Here is a 15676-nt window from a genome sequence, read left to right on the forward strand (position 1 = left end):
ACGGAGGTCGGGGAGGACTCAGAAGTCGAACCCGTCGAACATGTCGCCGATGCCGTCGCCGATCGACCCCAGGCCGTCGCCGATGCCCTGGCCCAGGTCGCCGATCCCGTCACCGATGGCACCGATGCCGTCACCGAGCATGTCGAAGCCGCCGAACCCGCCGAACATCATGCCGGCGAACATGAGCTCCATCGGACCGAACGCCCCGAAGTACCCGGTGGCGTAGGGCTGGTAGGCGCGCCCACCCTGCCAGTACGGCACCCGCTGAGCGCCGACCATCACCATCCGGGCGTCGGGGTCGGCGCCGGCGGCGACGCGCTCGGCGTCGAGCGCACAGGCAGGGACGTCGCGGGTCGCACCCCCGGGCGGTGTCCACGGCACGTCGGCGACGGAGAGCCCGTGCCGCGGGTCGAAGAAGCACGGCGGGCGGCGGGTCGGCAGCGGTTCGCCCGCCACCCGCGCGCGGACGCACGCAATCGCGTAGCGCCCGTCATCGAGGATCTGCGTGACGTGCCGGACGTCGTCGGGTCGCGACATCGCGTCACCGGCGGTCTTGGCGGACTCGTAGGCGTCGAGAGCGCGCTGGTAGTCGGCGTTCTCACCCGCCCCGAGCTGGCGTCCCGCGAGATCCAGGTCGAGCTCCTGGAGCTGCTCCCCCAGGGCCGTGATGTCCTCGAAGGCCAGCTTCTTCACCGGCTCGAGCTCGGCGTGCTGGCGCTCCAGCTCGCGGGTGCGGGCATTGCGCCGCGACACCGAGATCGCGACAACCACGACCGCGAGCAGGAGGAGGACCACCACGGCTGTCATGTCTCCAGCCTACGAAGACCGGCAAACCGACGCCGGCCGTCCGGCCACCTCACCCGGAGGCCGCGACGGCGCCGTCGGAGGTCCGGAACACCAGGCCGTCGGCGACGGCCAGAGCCAGCGCCCGGTCGAACCGGTCCGCCTCCCAGAACGACGCGCCGACCAGGCCGGCGAGCTCGTCGGGCTGTTGCGGGCCGGCTGACTCCAGCGCGCGCACGATCTGCCCGATCTCGTGGAAGACCTGACGGTCGCGCTTGCCCTCGGTCGAGGGCTTCGGTGGTGGCATCGGCATGACGGTGTCTCCTCTGCTCGGCGTCGAACGGCGCAGGTCAGGCGTGCTGGGGCTGGGCGGCGCCGGAACCGGTGGCGGTGCCGGTGTCGTCGTCCTCGGCCGTCAGCGGCTTGGCGAGGCTCTCGAGCGACTTGCCCTCGGCCCGGACGCCGAGGAACGCCTCGACCACGCCCCCCGCGACCATCAGCGCGGCCCCGATGAAGTAGCCGACCGCGATCTGGGTGATGTCCTTGTCGGCGGCGGCGCGGTCGATCAGCCAGCCGAAGAACAGCGGTCCGGAGATGCCGCCCGCCGCCGTGCCGATCGCGTAGAAGAACGCGATGCACAGGGCGCGCGTCTCCATCGGGAAGACCTCACTGGCGGTGAGGTAGGCCGCGCTCGCACCGGCCGAGGCCATGAAGAAGATGATCGCGCCCATCAGCGTGAGGGTCTTGGCGTCGAAGCTGCCGAGGTAGAACCCCGTGATCGCGAGGAGCACGCCGGACCCGATGTAGGTCGCGGTGATCATCTTGACCCGCCCGAGGCTGTCGAACAGCGGGCTGAGCAGGAGGGCGCCGGCGAAGTTGCTGGCCGCGAAGACCGCGATGTACCAGCCCGTCTGCTTCACCCCGAGGAACGTCGTCAACGTGTCGCCGTAGGTGAAGAAGAACGCGTTGTAGAGGAAGGCCTGGCCGACGAACAGTGAGAAGCACAGGACCGTGCGCTTGGGGTAGAGCGTGAACACGGTCTTCGCGATCAGCGCGATGCCGATCGACTTGCGCTGACGGATGGTGATCGTGTCGTGGACGTCGTGGAGCTGCTTGCCGGACTCGTCGGCAACCGTGCGCTCGATGTCGCCCACGATCCGCTCGGCCTCCTCCTCCCGACCGTGGATGAACAGCCAGCGCGGGCTCTCCGGCACGTTGCGGCGTACGACGAGGATGCCGACCGCCAGGATCGCGCCCAGCCCGAAGGCGAGCCGCCAGCCCCAGGACTGGTCGATCACGGTCGGGTCGAGCAGCGGGATCGTGAGCAGGGCGCCACCCGCGGCACCCACCCAGAACGAGCCGTTGATCGCCACGTCGACGCGGCCGCGGTACTTCGCCGGGATCAGCTCGTCGATGGCGGAGTTGATCGCGGCGTACTCGCCACCGATGCCGCAGCCCGTGAGGAAGCGGCAGGCGAAGTACCACATCGGGTTCATCGAGAACGCCGTGAGCACCGTGGCCACGGTGTAGACCACGAGCGTCACCATGAACAGCTTCTTGCGGCCCAGGCGGTCGGTCAGCTGCCCGAAGAACAGTGCGCCGACGCACGCCCCCGCGACGTACATCGATCCGGCCAGGCCGATGTCGAAGTTGGTCATGCCGAGGCCGCTGCCGCCGGGCTTGAGCGCGTCCGACATCGAGCCGACGATCGTGACCTCGAGCCCGTCGAGGATCCAGACGGTGCCGAGGCCGATGACGACGAGCCAGTGCCATCTCGCCCACGGGAGACGGTCCAGGCGAGCGGGGATGTCGGTGGTGATCCGACCGGTTTCGACTGCCATGACACGTGCCGTACCCACCCGTGACGACCGTCACGCACATCATCAACGCCTTGACCCGCCCGAAAGTTTCGGGCGGGTCGACGAGCTCAGCGGGTCGAGTAGTCGCGGAAGCCGCGCTTGGTCTTGCGACCGAGGTAGCCGGCGGCCACCAGGTGCTCGAGCAGCGGGGCAGGGGCGAAGCCGCGCTCGCGGAACTCCAGGTAGAGCTCGCGCTGGATCGCCAGCGACACGTCGTTCCCGACCACGTCGAGCAGCTCGAAGGGGCCCATCGGCAGGGCGCAGCCCTGCTTCATCGCCAGGTCGATGTCGTCGGCGGTGGCGTAGTGCGCCTCGAGCATCTTCACGGCGTCGTTGAGGTAGGGGAAGAGCAGCGCGTTGACGATGAAGCCCGCGCGGTCGGTGCAGCTGACGCCCACCTTGCCGATCTTGGCCACCAGCGCCCGGGTGGTCTCGGTGACGGCGTCGTCGGTGGAGACCGTGGAGACCACCTCGACGAGCTTCATGATCGGTGCGGGGTTGAAGAAGTGCATGCCGATGACGTCCTGCGGGCGCTTGGTCGCACGCGCACACGAGATGATCGGCAGGCTGGACGTGGTCGTCGCGAGGATCGCACCGGGCTTGCAGATCTCGTCGAGGTTCTCGAACAGCGTCGTCTTGACCTGGAGGTCCTCCGCGATCGCCTCGACCACGATGTCGACGTCCGCGAGGTCGTCGAGCGAGGTCGACCCGGTGAGCCGGGCAAGCACCTCGGCCTTGGCCTCCTCGGTCGAGCGGCCGCGCTGGATCTGCTTGTCGAAGCTGCGGGTGATGGCCGCGCCGACGCCCTCGACCTTGTCAGCCGAGCGGCCGACGTAGAGGACGTCGTACCCGGCCTTGGCGAAGACCTCGACGATGCCGGTCGCCATGGTGCCGGTGCCGACGACACCGACCTTGCTGATCTCGTGCCGGAAGGTCGGCTGCTCGTCGGCCGACGGGGTCCGGTCGTCGGCGACGACGACCGGGCTGTCGTGGGTCTCGTAGGTGTAGAAGCCGCGGCCGGTCTTGCGGCCGAGCATGCCCGCGGTGACCATCTGCTTGAGGATCGGGGTCGGGGCGTGCAGCCGGTCGCGACCCTGGTGGTACATCGTCTCGAGGATCTCGTACGCCGTGTCGAGGCCGATCAGGTCGAGCAGCGCCAGCGGGCCCATCGGGTAGCCACAGCCGTAGCGCATCGCGGCGTCGATGTCCTCGCGCGAGGCGTACTTGCCCTCGTACATCGCGACGGCGTGGTTGAGGTAGCCGAACAGCAGGGTGTTGGCGATGAAGCCGGCCTTGTCGCCACAGACCACCGGCGCCTTGCCGAGGCTGGTGACCAGCGCGGTGGCGTCGTCGAGGACAGCCTGCTCGGTGACCACGGTGCGCACGATCTCCACCAGCGACTGGACCGGCGCGGGGTTGAAGAAGTGCACTCCGACGACCCGGCCGGGGCTCGCGTTGGCGGTCGAGATCTCGGTGACCGACAGCGATGAGGTGTTCGTGGCGAGGATCGCCTCCGGCGACACGATCGCGTCGAGCTCGCGGAAGATCGCCTTCTTCGTCTCGATGGACTCCACGACCGCCTCGATCACGAACCCGGCGTCGGCCAGGTCCGCCAGCGAGGTCGTGAACGTGATCCGGTCCAGCAGCTCGGCCTGCTCGGCCTCGGTCATCTTCTCGCGCTTGACCGCCCGCGCCGTCGAGTGCTCGAGGTACTGGCGACCGCGGGCGACGGACTCCTCGTCCTTCTCGACCCCGACCACCGCGTGGCCGGCGCGGGCGAAGACCTCGGCGATGCCGGCACCCATGGTGCCCAGGCCGATGACGCCGATCGTGGTGAACGGACGCGGCGATCCGGCGGCGGTGGTCTCGGGGGTGCTCGTCATGTCGCGCATCGTGCCACGGGCCAGACGGGCCGGTCACCGTGACTTAGTTCACCCGTGAGTAACTTCCGCGGGCGCCCCAGGCGGCGGTTCTCCTCAAGTCCTCGGGTCGCGCTGCCGAAAGGGTGACTGTCGGTGTACTTGGACGCCGCGAATGAAGGGACCCCCATGCCCCGCGACGCGTCGCACGCACGTCCGCTCCGCCTCCTCCTGGTCGCGGTCGCCGCGCTCCAGGGCGCGGCCGCCCTGCTCCTCCGGGGCGATCGCGGTCCCGCCGGGGTGCTGCTGGTCTCGACCGTGCTGACCGTGCTCGCCGCGGTGCTGCTCCACCGGCTGGTGGTCGGGCCGCTCGAGCGCGCCTCGGCGTACGTCGAGGCCCTCGCCGCCGGCGATCTCACCGGCAGGCCCGCCGACGGGGGTGACGGCGAGCTCACCCGGGCCCTGGCTGCGGTCAGTGACCGCACCCGTCACGCGATGCGCGACGTCGCGGACTCGGTGGGGTCCCTCAACGGCACCGCCGAGTCGGTGGCCGCCAACGCCGAAGCCATGGGCCGCACCTTCGCGGACACCTCCACCCGTGCCGCGGAGGTGAGCAGCGCCGCGGGGGTCGTGTCGACCAACGTCGCCGCAGTGTCGACCGGTGCCCGCGAGATGAGCGACTCCGTGACCGAGATCGCCCGCAACGTCACCGACGCGGTCGCGGTCGCCCAGGAGGCCGTGACCATGGCAGCGGAGGCGGCCACGGTGATGGCCGACCTCGACAGCGCGAGCGAGCGGATCGGCAACGTGGTCCGGCTCATCACCGCCATCGCCGGCCAGACCAACCTGCTCGCCCTCAACGCGACCATCGAGGCGGCCCGGGCCGGCGAGGCCGGCAAGGGGTTCGCCGTGGTCGCCAACGAGGTGAAGACCCTGGCCCAGGAGACCGCGCGTGCGACCGAGGACATCAGCGAGCAGGTCGGAGCCCTCCAGAGCGGCAGCCGCGCCGCGGTGACCTCGCTCGAGCGCACGCAGGAGGTCATCTCGCGCTTCGCCGACTACCAGGCCACGATCTCGAGCGCGATCGAGGAGCAGGCGGCGACGACCGCCGAGATGAGCCGGCGTCTGCTCGAGGCGGCCGACGGGTCGCAGCAGATCGCCGACACGGTGGGATCCGTGGCCCAGTCGACCGCTCAGGCGATGGAGCAGCTCGGGCACACCCGGCGGGCCGCCGGCGAGCTCTCCAGCCTCTCCTCCGACCTCGGCGCGGTGACCGGCCGGTTCCGGCTCCCGGAGATCGAGGTCGTCGTCCACGACAACGGAGCTCGCGGCGGGGTCGCCCTCGAGGTCGACGGTGTCGTCACCGTCAGCCACGTGCCGGAGCTGCAGGCGGTCGTCGTCCGCTGGCTGCGCTACCAGGACCAAGCCGTGAAGCCCGCCCTGGGCCGCCAGCTGGAGCTGATCCGTCAGCACTCGCTGCGGACGGTGATCGTGGACTCCCAGGACGCCGTGGGCGCGTACTCGGCCGAGATGAACCGCTGGATCGGCGCGGACTTCGTGCCCCTGCTCGAGCGCACCACGATGAAGGCCTTCGTCACCGTCGTGCCCCGGAGCGCGGTCGCCGACCTGGCGAACAAGGGCTGGCAGGAGGGCCACGACGGCCTCGGGTTCCAGATGGCCGAGGTCGCCTCGATGACCGAGGCGCAGGAGATCGCCCGGCGGGCCTGCCGCGGCTGAGCACGCTCTTCGGGGCCCGGTCCCTTACGCTGCACCGGTCGGATCCGTCGTGTGCTGAGGTGTGCTGTGAGATTGGTCGTTGCCCGCTGCCAGGTCGACTACGCGGGACGGCTGACCGCCCACCTGCCGATGGCCACCCGAGTGCTGATGATCAAGGCCGACGGGTCGGTGCTCGTGCACTCCGACGGCGGGTCGTACAAGCCGCTGAACTGGATGTCCCCGCCCTGCACGTTCCGCGAGGGCACCACCGAGGACGGTCAGGTCGAGTGGACCGTGACCAACCCCAAGAGCGACGACACGCTGCGCATCCTCATCGAGGAGGTCCTGCACGAGTCGCTCCACGAGCTCGGCGTCGACCCCGGCCTGCAGAAGGACGGCGTCGAGAAGCACCTCCAGGAGCTCCTGGCCGACCATCCGGCGACCCTGTCGGCGGGTCTCACGCTCGTACGCCGGGAGTACCCCACCGCGATCGGCCCGGTCGACCTGATGTGCCGCGACGCCGACGGTCGCAGCGTCGCGGTCGAGATCAAGCGCCGCGGTGACATCGACGGTGTCGAGCAGCTGACCCGCTACCTCGAGCTGCTCAACCGCGACCCGCTGCTCTCCCCCGTCCGCGGCATCTTCGCCGCCCAGGAGATCAAGCCCCAGGCTCGCGTGCTCGCCACCGACCGCGGCATCGCCTGCGCGGTCGTCGACTACGACGCTCTGCGCGGGCTCGACGACCCCAGCCACCGGCTGTTCTGAGCTGCCTTCGACACCCGAGCTTGCTCGGGAGTCGAAGACCCAGCAGCCAGGTCGAGTAGGCGCGCGGCTGAGGAACGAAGCCGCGACCGCCGTATCGAGACCCAGCCGCGCAGCAGAGCGACGGCGCGGGGAGTCTCGATCCGCTCGCCGGCGCCCGCTCCTCGATCACCGGAACCACGTCGGCCGCCTGCGCGGTGACAGCCGGGGGCGACTGCCACGATGGGCCGGTGAGGATCTTCCACATCGCGACGCTCGCCGACTGGACCGACGCTCAGGAGTCCGGCGCCTACACGACCTCGACCCGCGGCCGGACCCTCGCCGACGAGGGCTTCATCCACGCCAGCAGGGCCGACCAGTGGGAGGGCGTGCGCGCGGCGTTCTACGCCGATGTCACCGAGCCGCTGGTGCTGCTGGAGATCGACACCGACCTGCTCGGCGTACCTGTCGTCGAGGAGGTCCCCGCGCCCGGCGTCACCGAGACGTTCCCGCACGTGTACGGCGAGATCGGCCCGGCGGCCGTCGTCGCGGTCACCCCACTCTGAGCCGGCTGCTCTCGCCGAGCGCGACGAGCTCGCTCAGCCGCGTCTCCGTGGCGTCGTCACGCGGCAGGTAGACCATCATCCGGTTGATGCCGGACTGGCCGACGCCGAACCGGTGCGACTCCAGGCGCAGCTCACCGACCGCACTGCGGAAGTCCTTGGCCGGCAGGGCCCGGTCGACGACGTCGTGGCGGCGCCAGATCGCGTCGAACTCCTCCGACGCCTCCCGCAGTCGCTGCACGAGCTGCGCCCACAACGGGTCGTCGAGCTGGTTGCCCATCGCCAGGCGCATCGAGCCGACCATGTGGGTCATCGCCTCGCCGCGGCGTACGCAGAGGGTCTTCCAGTGCTCGTGGGTGAAGAACAGCCAGGCCTGGTTGCGCTCGCCAGGGTCGATGGCGTCGAGGTCGCCGCAGAGCCAGTTGTAACCGCGGTTGTAGGCGACGATGTCCCAGCGCGGCGAGAGCACGACGGCCGGGTACGGGTCGAGCTGGTCGAGCATCCGTTGCAGTGCCGGGGAGTTCCCCGGGCACTCGCGGGCGGGCGCGACCAGGGTGACCCCGGCCAGCTGGAACAGGTGCCAGCGCTCCTGGGCGTCCATGCGCAGCGTCCGGGCGATCGCCTCGAGGACCTGCACGGAGGCGTTGATGTCGCGCCCCTGCTCGAGCCAGGTGTACCAGGTGACCCCGACGCCGGCGAGCAGCGCGACCTCCTCGCGGCGCAGACCTGGCGTCCGGCGGCGTCCGCCCGACGGCAGGCCGGCGTCCTCGGGGGAGATGCGCTCGCGGCGGGAGCGCAGGAAGTCCGCGAGCTCGGTACGGCGGGTGTCGGGCATGCCACCATGGTGGACCCAAACGGAGCCGGCATCCAGTTACTCGCAGTACCAGGATCCGCAGGCTCTCACCACCAGCACCCGACCTGCCTCACGCTGGACCGCATGACCACACCGTCCACCGTCCCCGTCGCCTCCCCGACCGGCGCCGACACGGCCGCGCCGGAGAACCCCGAGGCGCTCCTGCGCATGCACCCGCTCGGCCTGGCCGCCGCGCTGGCCGCCGTGATGATCCCCATCATGTCCTTCTTCACCGTCAACGTCGCGCTCGGCTCGATCGGGTCCGACCTCGGCGCCACGCCCGCCGTGCTGCAGCTGGTGGTGGCGGCGTACGGCGTGGTCTACGCCAGCCTGGTCGCGATGGGCGGCCGGCTCGGCGACGGCTTCGGCCGCAAGCGCCTGCTCGTCCTGGGCCTGCTGGTCTTCGCGGTCACCAGCCTGCTGTGCGCCTTCGCGCAGAGTCCCTCCGCGCTGGTGGCCGCCCGCTTCATCCAGGGTGCGTCGGCCGCCCTGGTGGCTCCGCAGGTGCTCGCGACCCTGCACGCAGCCAACGAGGGGCACCACCGCACCCGGGCGCTGGCATGGTTCGGCGCCAGCGCCGGCCTCGGGACGTCCTTGGCGTTCCTGATCGGTGGCACGCTCACCGACTCCGATCTGGGCTGGCGGGCGATCTTCTGGGTCAACGTCCCGATCGCGGCCCTGGTGATGCTGGGCGTGTGGCGCTTCGTCCCCGAGACCAAGGCTCCGGAGCGACCCGCGCTCGACCTCGTCGGTGCCGCGCTCCTCGGCACGGCGCTGACCCTGCTCGTGCTGCCTCTCACCGAGGGCCGCGCGACCGGCTGGCCGGCCTGGACGTGGGCGTGCCTGGCGGGCGTGCTGCCGGTCACCGCCGTGCTGGCGTGGTGGCAGCTGCGCGTGGAGTCCCGCGGCGGCACGCCGCTGGTCCCGCCCTCGCTGTTCCGTTTCCGCAGCATCGGGATCGGCCTGCTGACCGGGCTGCCGTTCTTCGTCGCCTTCGGTGGCTTCATGTTCGTCTACGGCTACGCCGCACAGGTCGCCGGCCACACGCCCCTGGACATCGGCGTCAGCCTGCTGCCGATGTCGTTGGGCTTCCTGGTCGCCTCGCTCGTGGCGGGCCGTCTGGTCCCCCGGTACGGCGCCTGGATCCTCACCCTCGGCGCGCTCGTCGGCGCGGTCGGCTTCGCCTGGCTCGGCGCTGTCGGTATCGAGTACACCGCGCCCGCCCTGCCCGCAGTCGCGGTCGTCGGTGTCGGCTTCGGCCTGACGTGGTCGCCGCTGATGGGCATCGTGCTCAGCCAGGTCCACGGTCACATGGCCGGCCTGGGCAGCGGGCTGTTGATCACCACCATGCAGGCCGGCCTCGGGCTCGGCGCGGCCGTGGTCGGCTCGGTCTACCTCGCCCAGACGGACGGGTTCGCGTCCACGACGTACCTGCTCGGCGCGGTGATGCTGGTGATCGCCGGGCTCACCCGCCTGCTCGAGCCCCGTCGCTGACGTCAGCGAGGGCGGCTACCTCGTCGGCGACGCCCCAGCTCAGGGTCACCCCGGCGCCACCGTGGCCGTAGCAGTGGATGACGTCGCCGGTGCGTTCGAGCCGCACGGCCGGACGCACCGGCGCCAGCCCGACGCGGTGCCGGAGCACCCGCGCGCCTCGCAGCTGCGGCACCAGGCGCCCGGCCCGCTCGAGGATCCCGGCCGCGGTCGCGGGTGAGGGTGTCCTGCTCCACTCCCCCTCGACGTCGGTGCCACCGACCACGACGTCGTGCTCGCGCGGGACGACGTACGTCGGACCGGAGCGGTCCAGCCACCAGCGGTCGATGCCGGTCTGCTCGACCACGACCAGCTGGCCACGCACCGGGACCACGGTCCGGTCCGCGCCCAGCAGCCGGGCCCCGAGCCCGGCGCAGTTGACGACCAGACCGACCCCGGTCGGCAGCCCCGACAGGTTGAGCCGGGTGATGGTCCCACCCAGCCGCTCGACGCGGGCGGCCAGCCAGGTGAGGTAGACGCCGGTGTCGACGACCGGAGTCGTGAACGTCCAGCCGTCGGCCCACCCGTGCGGCAGGTCGCGGGTGCGGGCCAGCCCCGGCACCGCCGTACCCCACCACGGGTCGGGCTCGGCGGCCACGAACACCTCGGTGCCCGCCACCATGCGCACGCCCGACTCGGGGTCGGTGTCGGCCAGCGCGTCGAACACGGCGTACGACGTCGCCGCCCACGACGCGACCCGCTCCTGCGGCAGTGCGCGGTAGGGGTACCAGAACGCCGCCGCGACCGCGGACGTCGTCTCGAGCGGCAGGTCGCGGGCCACCACGTCGACGCGGTGCCCCGCCTCGAGCAGCCGGACCGCGCAGGTCAGTCCGATCACGCCCGCGCCGACCACGATCACCCGTTCCACACCGCCAGCCATGGCTGCAGTCTGGCGGGAACCCGCCCAAACGGCGAACAACGTCACATTTCCGCGCGCCCCGCTATTGACGTAGGTTCAACAGCGTGAGGCTGACGCTGCTCGGAGTCCTGACCGCCCTGCTCGGTGCCGTGCTGGCCGCTCCCCCGGCGCCCGCCACCGCGGCCCGCCCGGCGGTCATCGCCCGGCAGGTCGTCTTCGAGCTGGAGAACACCAACGCCACCTCGGTGCTGTGCCTGCCCGACAACCAGAGCTACGAGGTGCGGGCCCGGCTGGTCGGGCCGCGGCGGGCGGTGGAGGGTCACAGCGGCCCGATCCGGGTCAACGTGCTCGTCCACGACCTCGGGGCCGGCTCGTGGTTCTGGAGCCTGCCCGGGCACCCGGCCTACGACTACGCCCGCAAGCTCGCCCGCGCGGGCGAGACGTCGCTGGTGCTCGACCGGCTCGGGTACGGCGCCAGCCCGCTCGCGAACGGCGACGCCACCTGCCTCGGCGCGCAGGCGGACATGCTCCACCAGGTCGTCCAGCACCTCCGCTCGGGCCACTACACGTTCGCCGACCCCAGCGTCGGGACAACCCCCGCCGCGGCCCACGTGGTCACCCACGGCCACTCGGTGGGCGCGGCGATCGCCCAGGTCGAGGCCGGCACGTTCGACGACGTGGACGGCCTGGTGCTGATGTCGTGGACCGACCGTGGCGCGACGTCGCTCGCGACTCGAACCGCGGCCCGCCAGAGCGCCGCCTGCGCGGGCGCGGCCGACTACGCACCGCTCGCCACGAGCGCCACGGACTACCGGGCCCTGATGTTCGCCAGCGCGCCCGCCACCGTGCAGCGCGCCGCGACACGGCTGCGCGCCGACGACCCGTGCGGCGACGTCACCAGCCTCAGCCCGCTGCTGGTCGCGTCCAGCCTCGCCGCCGGCCGGGTCGACGCACCGGTCCTGCTGCTGTACGGCGCGCAGGACGCCCTCAACCGGCCGGCTGCCCGTGGCCAGCAGGCCGCGGCGTACTCCTCGAAGGTCACGACCCGCACGTTCGCCGACGCCGGCAGCGCCCTGCCGCTGGAGGCGTCCGCCGGTCAGGTCCGGGCCGCCGTGCTGCGCTGGCTGCGGTGACCTAGCGCCGCTAGTCGGCGCAGGAGGTGCCGCGCGGCAGCTTGTAGGGCGACGAGATGCGGTAGGTGCCGGCGTGGGGGGCGTGCAGCACGGCCCAGTTGTCCCGCCGGTGGTGAGCGCCGTCGGCGGTGTCGAGGGAGTCGAGGGCGGACAGGCACGGCGGGGCCAGGAACCACTGGGCGAACGACGCCCCCGGCGGGAGCGCAGTCGCGGGCTGGGGCTCGTCGACGTCCTCGAGGCTCAGCCAGGGTGAGTCGGCGATGCGCACCACGACGTCGCCGGCGCGGGGGGTGTACAGCGTGAGGTGGTCGGCGTCGAAGGAGAGGACCCGGGCCGGCGGCTCGACCAGCGGCGTGGGCCGGCGTACTGCGTAGAGCGACCAGTGCTCGTCGGACCACACCGGCGAGAGGTAGGGAAGCCCGCCCGCGATCAGGTCGGTCTCGGCGACGGCCGCCCCGTCGGGCTCGGCGCTGGAGACCACGACGTAGCGCACCGACCACCGGTGCAGCCACCGCTTGTAGGCCTCCTCGGTCAGCGGCCGGTCCCGGTAGAAAAGCGGGTTGCGCTCCGCGTCGGCCTGGCGGTTCCACCCCCGGGCCAGGGGGACGTGCGGGGCGAACACCACGGCCTCGCGGTGGCTGCGGGTCGGCACGACCTCGACCCGGCCACGGTCGGCGTGGTGCTGCTCGAGCTGCGCCAGGATCGGGGCGACCTCGGAGTCCCAGGACGTCTGCCCACCACCGTTGACCACGTCACGGGCGGCGGTGGCGACCTGCCAGATGGTCGCCGTCAGGACCGCGACCACGAGCAGCGCGCGGGCGGCGCCCGGCCCGGCACGCCGGGCGAGCGCGGACGAGCGCCAGTCGCCGGTCGTCGCCGCGGCCAGCAGCACCGTGCCCCCGAACAGCAGCCCGAGCCGCGAGATGTTCGTGCCGATCGGCGACGGGATCAGCCAGACCAGGACGACGGCCACGACGTAGAGGTACGCCGCGAGCCGCACGCTGCGCCACTGACGCGGCGCCGTGAGCGCGACCGCGGCGCCGGCCAGCACCGGGAGGACCGCGGAGTACCACGGCATCGGCTGGGTCCCCGAGAACGGGAACAGGATCGCCGAGAGCGCCACGACGAGGACGGGAGGCACCCCGAGGACGTACGCCGCAGCGCGGTGCCGCCGCAGCCAGAGCGTGGCCGCGACCAGGCCCAGGAACAGTCCGGCGACCGGGCTGGCGGCTGTCGACAGGCCGGCGGCGAGGGCGACCGCGGCACCCCGGCCGGGCCGCACGGTCAGTTCCTGGGTGCGGCGCTGCGGCCAGCCGAGCAGCAGGCAGATCGCCGCCAGCGCGAACAGCGTGCCCAGCGCGAACGTGACCCGCCCGGAGACGGCGTTGCCGACCAGGCCGAGCGCCGCATAGCCGGCCACCCACCGCGCCCGGGCGTCGTGGCGTCCGGGCGCCACGAGCAGCCACACCAGCAGGCCGGACGCGAGCGTGCCGGCGACCACCAACGTGGGCCGGACGCCGACCGCGGCCATCAGGTAGGGCGAGAGGACGCTGTAGGAGACGGGGTGCATCCCGCCGTACCACGAGAGGTTGTAGGCACTGCCGGGGTGCACCCGTGCGAACTCGGCCCAGGCGTCCTGGGCGGCGATGTCGCCTCCGGCCGTGGCGAACAGCCACCACCAGACGATCTGCGCCGCCCCGCACAGCACCATGGCCAGCACCACCGGCGAGCGGAGGGTACGCCGCACCAGCCGCGTCGGCGGCCGCCAGGGCTCCTGGAGGTCGTCGACCTCCGGCGTCTCGACGGTGAGAGTGGGGCCGGCCGAGGTCATACCGATGCCACGTCGTCGTCCTCGTCGACCCGGGATGCCTCCACGACCGGGCGCCGGCCGCGCCCGAGCGGATGGACCATCAGCCGACCGAGAGTGAACGCGGCGAGGGCGAGGAACACGCCCGCGACGTCGTCGACGACGAAGTGCCAGCCGAAGTACACGGTGGCGACCATGACGGCCGCGAGGTAGATCGACAGCGCGATCGACGTACGGCGCCAGCGGTAGTAGCGGGTGACCAGCAGCACCGTGCAGGTGAAGCCGACGTGCAGGCTGGCGAAGGCCGAGATGCTCACGAACGCATCCGAGGCGTGCGGGTCGGCGAGGAAGTGCGCGCGCTCGGCGAGGTACTCGGCCTGCGTCGAGGTGATCGGGGTCCGCCGCAGCCCGGCGAACTCCTCGGGCGCCGAGGCGAAGGGCCCCAGCGTCGGCACCAGGTAGTAGGACGCCACCCCGAGGATCCAGACCCACAGCGCCGAGCAGAGCATCACGTAGGCCTCGCGGACCCGGGGCATCAGCGCGAGGGTGCCCACGACCGACAGCGGCACGAGGTAGGTGAAGGACCGGTAGACCACCCCGAGGAGGTCCGCGGCAGCCTGCTGACCGAGCAGGTCGTGGAGGAGCACCGCCGGGCTGTGCCCGAAGAACAGCCACCGTTCGAGGTCGAGGAGGCCCTGGTCCTTCGGGGTGTTGAAGGAGTCCCAGCTCTTCAGGTTGCGGTAGGAGATGTAGACCACGTGGTAGGCCAGCAGCCCCGAGGACACCAGCAGCACGCGCGGGCCCGTCCAGCGTTGCCGGAGGTGGCGGCCGACCGCCGCCCACGACCACCGCCACGGCTTCCTCGAGAGCCCTCGCACCAGCGCGTCGCCGAGGGCGAGCACCACGAGGATCGCGGCCGCCGTCGCCAGCCGGCCACGGAACATCGCACCGCCGGGGTCGCGCACGGGGATCCCGAGATGCTCGGAGCGCAACAGCGCCACCGAGGCGAACACGACGGCCAGTGCCCAGACCCATGTCGTCAGCCGGAGCACGTCACGTCCGGCGACTTCCCCGTCCGACATCACACCCACCCTGTCTCCACGCTCGGCCTGCCTGCGCGCAGGCAGAGAGCACCCGCAGCATAGCGAAGACTGCCCACCCCTCGAGACGCAGCGGCGGAGAAACCGTCCCCCCGGATGCGTCCGGGGAGGAGGTCAGGCGCCGGCCTGGCGGGGAGCGCCCGGGTCCTCCGCGCCGGCGCCCTGCTCGCGGGCGACGTACTCCTCGATGTCCTCGATGTCGTCACGGTTGCGCGTGGTGACGGCCAGCAGGTCGCTCATCGTCGCGACCTCCTCGACCTGCTCCTTGATGAACCACTGCATGAACTGCTCGGAGGCGAAGTCACCCTCCTCGCGCGCGGTGCGCAGCAGCCCGTTGATCTGCTCGGTGACCCGCTTCTCCTGCTCGAGCGCGAGCGCGACCGGCGCGACGACGTCCTCGAAGGTGTTGACCGGGGCCTCGACGGCCGGGATCACCACGGCGGCGTCGGTGTCGAGGAGGTACTGGATCATCATCGCCGCGTGGCTGCGCTCCTCGAGCGCCTGGGCGTAGAAGAACGCCGCCATCCGCGGCATCGTCAGCGCGTCGTAGTAGACCGCGCAGGCGAGGTACTGGTTGTGCGCGGCCAGCTCGTTGCCGATCTGGACGTTCAGCTGGTCGGTGAAGCGGGGTGCGGCCACGGCGGGTGCTCCTGGAGGTCGTCGGTGAACAGGCGCCGGGGACTCAGGCAGCCTTGGCGAGCTTCTTCTTGGTGACCTTCTTGCCGTCCACCCGGACCAGCTTGCGCTTCTTGACCGTATACCCGGCCGGCAGCGTGCCCTCCTTGAGCATCCGCAGCGGGCACCGGCCGCACTTGGTCTTGGACTCGCAGCACTCCGTCTTGGGGAGCTTCCGGGTCTTGGCCACGCGAGCAG

At 71.8% G+C, this 15676-nt stretch carries 15 protein-coding genes; 5 read left to right on the top strand and 10 right to left on the bottom strand.

Annotated features, from left to right (window positions below):
- Positions 1 to 18: 18 nt before the first annotated feature.
- The 4 genes from AC3ANS_RS14745 to AC3ANS_RS14760 all read right to left on the bottom strand — a co-directional run bounded on the left by AC3ANS_RS14745 (position 19) and on the right by AC3ANS_RS14760 (position 4525).
- Positions 19 to 807 carry a hypothetical protein gene (locus AC3ANS_RS14745; protein WP_488292335.1) on the bottom strand — a complete coding sequence of 263 codons (789 nt, stop codon included), beginning with the start codon at positions 805 to 807 and terminating at the stop codon, positions 19 to 21.
- A gap of 49 nt (positions 808 to 856) precedes the next feature.
- Positions 857 to 1096, bottom strand: coding sequence for a hypothetical protein (locus AC3ANS_RS14750; RefSeq protein WP_488292336.1), 240 nt, complete (start codon positions 1094 to 1096; stop codon positions 857 to 859).
- Between the two features lie 37 nt (positions 1097 to 1133).
- A complete protein-coding gene (locus AC3ANS_RS14755) occupies positions 1134 to 2624 on the bottom strand; it encodes an MFS transporter (RefSeq protein WP_488292337.1) in 1491 nt (496 codons plus the stop codon).
- 86 nt (positions 2625 to 2710) lie between these two features.
- Positions 2711 to 4525, bottom strand: a complete 1815-nt coding sequence (locus AC3ANS_RS14760; protein WP_488292338.1) for a 3-hydroxyacyl-CoA dehydrogenase family protein — start codon at positions 4523 to 4525, stop codon at positions 2711 to 2713.
- 165 nt (positions 4526 to 4690) lie between these two features.
- Here AC3ANS_RS14760 and AC3ANS_RS14765 point away from each other — a divergent pair, with 165 nt between their 5' ends.
- The 3 genes from AC3ANS_RS14765 to AC3ANS_RS14775 all read left to right on the top strand — a co-directional run bounded on the left by AC3ANS_RS14765 (position 4691) and on the right by AC3ANS_RS14775 (position 7524).
- The gene (locus tag AC3ANS_RS14765) at positions 4691 to 6238 is read left to right on the top strand and encodes a methyl-accepting chemotaxis protein (protein WP_488292339.1); all 1548 of its coding nucleotides are present in this window, start codon (positions 4691 to 4693) and stop codon (positions 6236 to 6238) included.
- A gap of 66 nt (positions 6239 to 6304) precedes the next feature.
- Positions 6305 to 6982, top strand: coding sequence for an endonuclease NucS (gene nucS, locus AC3ANS_RS14770; protein ID WP_488292340.1), 678 nt, complete (start codon positions 6305 to 6307; stop codon positions 6980 to 6982).
- Between the two features lie 227 nt (positions 6983 to 7209).
- Complete coding sequence (locus AC3ANS_RS14775; protein WP_488292341.1) at positions 7210 to 7524, top strand: DUF952 domain-containing protein; 315 nt, start codon at positions 7210 to 7212, stop codon at positions 7522 to 7524.
- Here the strand turns inward: AC3ANS_RS14775 and AC3ANS_RS14780 are convergent.
- Entirely contained in the window at positions 7511 to 8356 is an 846-nt protein-coding gene (locus AC3ANS_RS14780) for a helix-turn-helix transcriptional regulator (RefSeq protein WP_488292342.1), read from the bottom strand. The two genes, AC3ANS_RS14775 and AC3ANS_RS14780, sit on opposite strands and share 14 nt — an antisense overlap.
- Positions 8357 to 8458: 102 nt before the next feature.
- Between AC3ANS_RS14780 and AC3ANS_RS14785 the strand changes: the two genes are divergently transcribed.
- Positions 8459 to 9868, top strand: a complete 1410-nt coding sequence (locus AC3ANS_RS14785) for an MFS transporter (protein ID WP_488292343.1) — start codon at positions 8459 to 8461, stop codon at positions 9866 to 9868.
- On the opposite strand, the gene AC3ANS_RS14790 is transcribed toward AC3ANS_RS14785, so the two are convergent.
- The gene (locus tag AC3ANS_RS14790; RefSeq protein ID WP_488292344.1) at positions 9840 to 10784 is read right to left on the bottom strand and encodes an FAD-dependent oxidoreductase; all 945 of its coding nucleotides are present in this window, start codon (positions 10782 to 10784) and stop codon (positions 9840 to 9842) included. The two genes, AC3ANS_RS14785 and AC3ANS_RS14790, sit on opposite strands and share 29 nt — an antisense overlap.
- Before the next feature lie 83 nt (positions 10785 to 10867).
- On the opposite strand from AC3ANS_RS14790, the gene AC3ANS_RS14795 reads away from it, so the two are divergent.
- Positions 10868 to 11896: an alpha/beta hydrolase gene (locus AC3ANS_RS14795; RefSeq protein WP_488292345.1), complete on the top strand. Its 1029-nt coding sequence runs from the start codon at positions 10868 to 10870 to the stop codon at positions 11894 to 11896.
- A gap of 10 nt (positions 11897 to 11906) precedes the next feature.
- Here AC3ANS_RS14795 and AC3ANS_RS14800 read toward each other — a convergent pair whose 3' ends face one another.
- From AC3ANS_RS14800 to AC3ANS_RS14815, 4 genes are all read right to left on the bottom strand, one after another.
- Entirely contained in the window at positions 11907 to 13727 is a 1821-nt protein-coding gene (locus AC3ANS_RS14800) for a hypothetical protein (protein ID WP_488292346.1), read from the bottom strand.
- Positions 13724 to 14785 (bottom strand): phosphatase PAP2 family protein, encoded by a 1062-nt coding sequence (locus AC3ANS_RS14805; RefSeq protein ID WP_488292347.1) that lies wholly within the window; start codon positions 14783 to 14785, stop codon positions 13724 to 13726. The genes AC3ANS_RS14800 and AC3ANS_RS14805 overlap by 4 nt, the downstream gene beginning before the upstream one ends.
- A 132-nt stretch (positions 14786 to 14917) precedes the next feature.
- A complete protein-coding gene (locus AC3ANS_RS14810) occupies positions 14918 to 15442 on the bottom strand; it encodes a ferritin (protein WP_488292348.1) in 525 nt (174 codons plus the stop codon).
- A gap of 43 nt (positions 15443 to 15485) precedes the next feature.
- A complete protein-coding gene (locus tag AC3ANS_RS14815; RefSeq protein WP_488292349.1) occupies positions 15486 to 15668 on the bottom strand; it encodes a hypothetical protein in 183 nt (60 codons plus the stop codon).
- Positions 15669 to 15676 lie beyond the last annotated feature (8 nt).

This window comes from Nocardia sp. 149-1B (genome assembly GCF_057747975.1).